Source organism: Algimonas arctica, from assembly GCF_014652695.1.
GTDB classification, from domain to species: Bacteria; Pseudomonadota; Alphaproteobacteria; order Caulobacterales; family Maricaulaceae; genus Litorimonas; species Litorimonas arctica.
Map to the genome: position 1 here is coordinate 1 of NZ_BMZH01000033.1, position 6,220 is coordinate 6,220.

Below are 6,220 nucleotides of genomic sequence, written 5' to 3' on the forward strand. Positions count from 1 at the left end.
GCCAGGTGTCGATGACGGCAGTGCGATTGCTTATAACAGCACCAAGACCCCCGATTTGGCTGCTGACGCCCTATTCTGGGTGATTGTGCGCGGCAATATTCCAACGGGCCTCAATGACACGAACACGGATGATATTTCGGTTGTGGCCAATACACTGGAGCCCAGCTCAGGTGGCGCCAGCGCGACCCCAGTTGTTGCCGACTCAGATGGCAACTCCCTGACGGGCGCCGCTGAGAACGTATTGGCTGACGGATCGGGCACATCCAATGAAAACGCCAATGAGGGTGATCACTCGGCCAGCTCGGCCTACGTCGTTGCGTCTGCTGATATTGCTGCCACCAAAGCGATCACGATTTTCTCTGAAGACGGCACTGGCTGCGCGACTATTCCGGGCACCCCAGCGGTCGGGGACCAATATTCAATTCCGGGGGCTTGCATCCNCACGGATTGCACGGGCGGCGCCTGCGTCATCAACTTTACCGGCGCGACGATAGCGTCCGGGTCTGTAGGGACTCCTACGGTGGCAACCGTCACAATCAGAGCCCTCATACAATAGGGGCGTGCATTTGATGATTGCCGCTTTTCGCTCTCTTTCTGAACTTGTTTCGCAGCCAACCAAGAGCTCGGTCGCGATGATTGCATTCTTGCGAGTCGCGATAGCATTCCTTTGCGCGTATTTTGTCTTCGCAGCGAGCCTATCCGTGCACGCCCAAACGCCGCCAGTAATTACTTGCCAAGGTCGCTCAGTCACGTCTTTAGATTTCACGTCTAGCGTGCTTGAATCGGGCACAGCCTTACAAACGAATGCGGTTTACCGATACACAAACGTCGCTCCCGGAGTTGATGCGCGCGTTACAATTTTGGGGTTTGACGGGGGTGGTGCCTTATCAACGATTGACACGTCCAGCGGATTGCCATCCTTTTTCCAACCTGTGCTTGAAGCTCAACCGGGAGAGTCATCCGCCGATTTTAGAATTAGCTTTGTCACCAGCGCCAATCAACCTGTCGAATTAGACATCGCCGCAACACCGATCGATATTGATGGCGACGCGTCCGCGAATACCCGTGAATATGTCGAACTAGAAACATCACTGTTGGGGTATGCACTGAGTAGCACCACTGAACTTGATGTTGATTCATCGACGCCCTCGTCGCCGACCCGGAGACGTTTTGAATCTCGAACAACCCTAACAGTGCCGGGTATAGACCCGAATGACGAAGAGAATATTGTGACGGTGTTTTATACGGATGTCAGTTCATTTGAGTATAGAATCGGTGCATTTACGGACAATCAAATCAACCGCAGTACCTCTTTGGGTTTCAGCTGCCCGAACCTTTCAACACCCGTATACACATCGGAAGTCGGAGAAGATTTCGGTGATGCGCTTATCACCAATTATGGTCACCCCAGACACACGCTTGTTACTGGCATCAGAATGGGCGGGGCGAATAATGCCGATGCGGGGTCATATGATTCGCCAACAGCCAGCGGTGACACCGGAGATGACGGGGTGGTAATGCCCAGTTTTGTCACAGGAGCGAGTAAAACTTTAGTAGTGAATGCGGTCGGCACGAGCGGGAAATTGCAAGCGTGGTTTGACTGGAACCAAGACAATGATTTTCTGGATACGGGGGAGCAGGTCGCGACCAATTTGACAGACGGTGATAGCGATGGTGAGATAAGTTTCACTGTTACCGCCCCCATAGATGCCATAATTGGCGATACATTTTCGCGGTTCCGGTGGTCAACAAAGTCTGACGTTGATCCCGGGGAGGCAGCCGGGGATGGGGAAGTCGAGGATTATCAGTTTACCATTTATGACGCCCCTCCGAACATCGTTACGAACACGAATGATAGTGGAACAGGATCGCTCCGGGCGGCAGTAGATTACGTCAACGCCAACACGGATGATGATAATATTACCTTCGATATCCCCGGCGCGGGGCCACATACGATTACATTGACCAATTCCCTGGAGCTTCTAGATGATGGGATCAGCGTTGACGGAACAACTCAAAGCGGAGCCTCGTGCGGAGACCTCTGGTCTGGAACGCCGCATACGCTCAAGGTCCGGATTAGTAGTTCGACAGGCTTTTTCAATGCCTTCAAGCTAAACGGTTTAAATATTTCATTGCGAGGCCTCTCTATAACAAATAACACGTTTGCCGGTGTTGGTGTTATTGGTGGAACCAACCAAACTATTGCTTGTTCTTATCTCGGATTGACCCCTGCCGGGACGGCAGCCCCAAACCGATATGGTGTTGTGGACCGGGGCGTAGGCACAGTGATTGGAGGTCCAAACCCCGGTGATGGAAATGTGATTTCTTCAAATGGATTTTCTGGAATTATCTCGATGATAGCCGCGTCAGCTAGCACCATCGAAGGAAATTTCATCGGGACGAATCCGCTCGGTCTGTCCGCAATGCCAAATGGTCAGGGTATCGGTAATGATCTTGCCTCTGGAAGTGCAACATGGGACGCGGTGCAGGGTAATTTAATTTCTGGAAATTCTGGTGCAGGTATACATTTAACAAACGATAACCCCGTGAGTGGGTCTTCTGGGGACGCAGTCATTTCTGGAAATTATATCGGCGTGGACCGGACGGGAAATACGGCGTTAGCCAATGGTGGTGACGGCATTCACTTTGAAGCGGGCTCAATCAGCGGCGTTACCATTGGCGGGACTAACGTCGCGGACCGCAATATAATCTCTGGCAATACTGGCGACGGAATCGCGTTCTCCGGCGTTGATACTATCACGATTCTGGGTAACTCAATTGGTTTGGGCGCAGACGGCACGACAGCTGTCGGTAATACCGGGACTGGCGTCTCAATTTTGGCCGCAGCGACGGGTGTACAAATAGGCAATGGGAGTAGCAGCGGAGCTAATGTTATCACAAACAACGGCGCTGACGGGATATATAGTTCAGGCGATGATTTCTTTGCCCTCGCCAATAACATCTATGGCAATGGCGGTCTTGGTATTGATTTAGGCGGCGGTACTGAAGATGCCGATGGCGTGACGGCAAACGATAGCGGTGATGGTGATGCGGGCCCCAATAATCTCCTCAATTTCCCAATTATCAATGAACTTTCCGTAGCCGGTTCCACCCTTAATTATGACATTAATCTGGATGCGCCGGCAAATACGGATGGCTACCGAGTGGACTTTTATAAGAGCACAGAAGCAGACGCCTCGAGTTACGGCGAAGGCGAAATTCATTTGGGCTTCGTCGATATCACCCACGCAGGGGGTGACCTCAACTTCACCGGCATATTCACAGCCAATGACACCGTCGCTGAGGGCAATACTATCTCCGCCACAACAACTCGTAAAACTGTTGCCAGCAGCTATGACATATCCTCTGAGTTCTCTTTAACTTACTCAGCTATTGCTAGCGCTGCAGAGCTTACGGCGAGTAAATCCGTGACGGTATATGATCCCAGTATTTTAGGTTTATATATCTTGCCGGGCAATGACGTGATTTATTCTTTGACGGTAACAAATATTGGGAATGGTAATGCGGACGCAGACACAATTGTGTTGATGGAGAATGTCCCACCGGAAATAAGCTTCTATAACGGTGATATGGACGATGGGGGGCCCATTCTAAACCCCGTTTCATTTGTCGAAGGTGAAACGACAGGATTGACTTTTACCTATGGTACAGATGTCGCGTACTCAAATAGCGGAACGAAACCGACGAATTTCGCCGCGTGTAATTTTATCCCTGCAGCAGGATATAATAATAATGTGACCTACATCTGCGTCAATCCAAAGGGTGAGATGGCCGCTGGAGACCCCGACCCGAATTTTACTATCGCCTATCGCGCAAGGGTAAATTAGCCTTGTCGATTTGTCTTACTCCGACTTGGGATGTGCCGCTAGACACGGCATTTTCGAGTTCCGACCTCCCTAACCTGATGGCTTGGTAAAGCGGTTTATTGACTTGCCCCTATGAGGTGGTCCGCCATTTAAGCTAGAGCTTGGCGGTTTTGAGGTGCTTGAATTAAGGAAATCATCACACTCTCCAGCATAAAATTGTGTAAGGCTCTCTCCAAATGTGCCTTATTGGAAACTCGGCCTGCCAATTTCGCGCTGCATTTTCGGCGTCGAATCAGGCGGGCCGGGTAACCGCCGAGCCGTTATATTTGCGAAAGATTTAGCAATCACAGACGCAGCCAATGCCAAAGGCCTCGTAGCAAGACTAAGTGAGATCACGCGACAGTGATCCTTCGCAGCGTCACGACCCACATCCATAAGGTAACCTGCTCAGAAGCTTGACTGATCATACCACAGTAACGCTGATTGCTGAGTGTCTTAAAATCGCCCCAAGTAAGACACTGAGCTAAGGTCCGGTTTGGGGATCACCGTGACTTCAGCTCAGGGGATGTTCCAGACCATCGCGCCTGCCATCGCCAAAACAATAACAAGGACGATGAGCCCGAACCAGCCACGGGGCTCGTTTGCACGCGGGATGCGGGTCAATTTGCGCACCAATCCGGCTTACAGGCACGGCCACAATCGTCATAATCCCATCGGCGCAAGTAGCCTGCCGCAATCATAGTTTCCGCATAGTCCAAGCCGTCCACTGTCAGATTGCCAAGGTAACGACCATAGCGGTCAGTTCGTGTTGGTTCTAGCGGGCGCGGTGTGACGTTTTTGGCATTCCCAAGCCATTCCCGCGCGTAGGCTGTGCCGAGCACTTCTAATTCACGTTCTGCGGTGCATTCGGCCCGCCAGCCCTTCTCAGGGCCGTCCCACGCCAATGATGCGGAGGTTCTCAGGCAGGCCAACGTCAACTGTATCTGGGTCAATGACATAGGGATGCAGGCGATGGTCGCCCGGCTTCGCAATTGTCGGGCTTGCGCACAGGCAGATAATCGCTGCAATGAGAGTAGCATTCTTACGGTCCTTCATAACTATCCCTCCCCATTACAGTCTGTCCGATAGACATTGCGTCTTTAGTTGGAAATTCGCCATACTGATTGCGCGCTGGTAGGTAAATCCGATGTGCAACCTTTACCATCATTCGCTCGATAATAGGGCCATCTTCGACACGCTCTCGCAAGCTAGCTTGAAACTGGACGAAGCCAGCCGCGCGCGTAACTTTGCTCCGGACTATACGGGAGCCGACCAAGACGGCCCTGTCATTATATCGGACGGCACGGGAGCCAAGATAGAAACCATGCGCTGGGGTTTCCCAGCGGTTGGCGACGGGAAACGTCCCATAACAAATATTCGCAATCTGGACAGCCGCTGGTGGCAAAATGTGAACGGCGCTTACCTGAAAGAGCCAGAGTATCGCTGTCTCGTCTCTTTTGATCGCTTTGCTGAATGGGACAAAGTCAGCAAGGGGAATGCTTGGTTTAAGACTACAGGTGACGCGCCGTCATTCTTTGCCGGAATATGGCGACCATGGACAGGCGAACGCTTGAAAGCTGTTGAGGGCAAAAAGCGTCGACAGCGAGAAACGGACGAATGGCGGCTCTATGCGTTTCTAACGACAGAACCGAATAGCATTGTCGCGCCTATCCATCCGAAAGCTATGCCTGTGATTCTTACTGATCCCCATGAGTGTGGCGAGTGGCTAGCGGGAGGCGTGGGGAGCTTGCGAATTCAGCGCCCGCTTCCCGGTGACGCACTTGAACTAATCGAGCAGAGGGATTAGCAAAATTGGTGTTTGGCTGGCAGTCACAATGGACGGATTGTAACCACTCGCCAAACCGTAATTTTTTAGTAAACCTATGCTAATTTATCAAGCTTGGGCTTTTATCGCCCTTGGGAAACAATGATTGGTAGGTTGGTCCGTTTTTACGCGCCGCGTCCAGAAACTAAACCTGGGATGCTCCTTGCTTCCACTTTTACGGACCAAGGTGTCTACAAAGCTAGGGGCACATCAACCATCTGACCCGATTGCTTTTCTGGCTGCGCTGGACGCGCTTAGACCGTTTGCCTGACAGGAAAGAGTTTACTTAAAAGGCTCGGAAAATCTTACGCCGGGATCACTGATCGAGTAGAAGGTTTTAACTCGCCGTCCTAGTTGGTCTCGGCTACGTGGATTGTTTTAAGTGAAGTACGTTGTCCTCGACCACTGGCAGAACTATGTCGACGGCATTGTCAGCTTAAACGGCTACGGCCGGATTTCTATAAGGTTAGCCCTCAGCTAGACAGCTATCAACTCACGCCATTGGCTGAGGGATGCATCACGCATCGCT

3 protein-coding genes are annotated in these 6,220 nt (G+C 51.7%); 2 read left to right on the top strand and 1 reads right to left on the bottom strand.

What is annotated here, in order from left to right:
* Positions 1–569: 569 nt before the first annotated feature.
* A complete protein-coding gene (locus IE105_RS15150; protein WP_189499728.1) occupies positions 570–3,848 on the top strand; it encodes a beta strand repeat-containing protein in 3,279 nt (1,092 codons plus the stop codon).
* 638 nt (positions 3,849–4,486) lie between these two features.
* Here IE105_RS15150 and IE105_RS15155 read toward each other — a convergent pair.
* Positions 4,487–4,906, bottom strand: coding sequence for a thermonuclease family protein (locus IE105_RS15155; RefSeq protein ID WP_189499729.1), 420 nt, complete (start codon positions 4,904–4,906; stop codon positions 4,487–4,489).
* Positions 4,907–5,013: 107 nt separating this feature from the next.
* On the opposite strand from IE105_RS15155, the gene IE105_RS15160 reads away from it, so the two are divergent.
* On the top strand, positions 5,014–5,673 hold the full coding sequence (locus IE105_RS15160; protein ID WP_189499730.1) for an SOS response-associated peptidase family protein: 660 nt from the start codon (positions 5,014–5,016) through the stop codon (positions 5,671–5,673).
* Positions 5,674–6,220 lie beyond the last annotated feature (547 nt).

Bases quoted from the DNA above. Each gene is read 5' to 3' on its own strand.
- IE105_RS15150 (WP_189499728.1), top strand. From the start codon at position 570: ATGATTGCCGCTTTTCGCTCTCTTTCTGAACTTGTTTCGCAGCCAACC.
- IE105_RS15155 (WP_189499729.1), bottom strand. From the start codon at position 4,906: ATGCTACTCTCATTGCAGCGATTATCTGCCTGTGCGCAAGCCCGACAA.
- IE105_RS15160 (WP_189499730.1), top strand. From the start codon at position 5,014: ATGTGCAACCTTTACCATCATTCGCTCGATAATAGGGCCATCTTCGAC.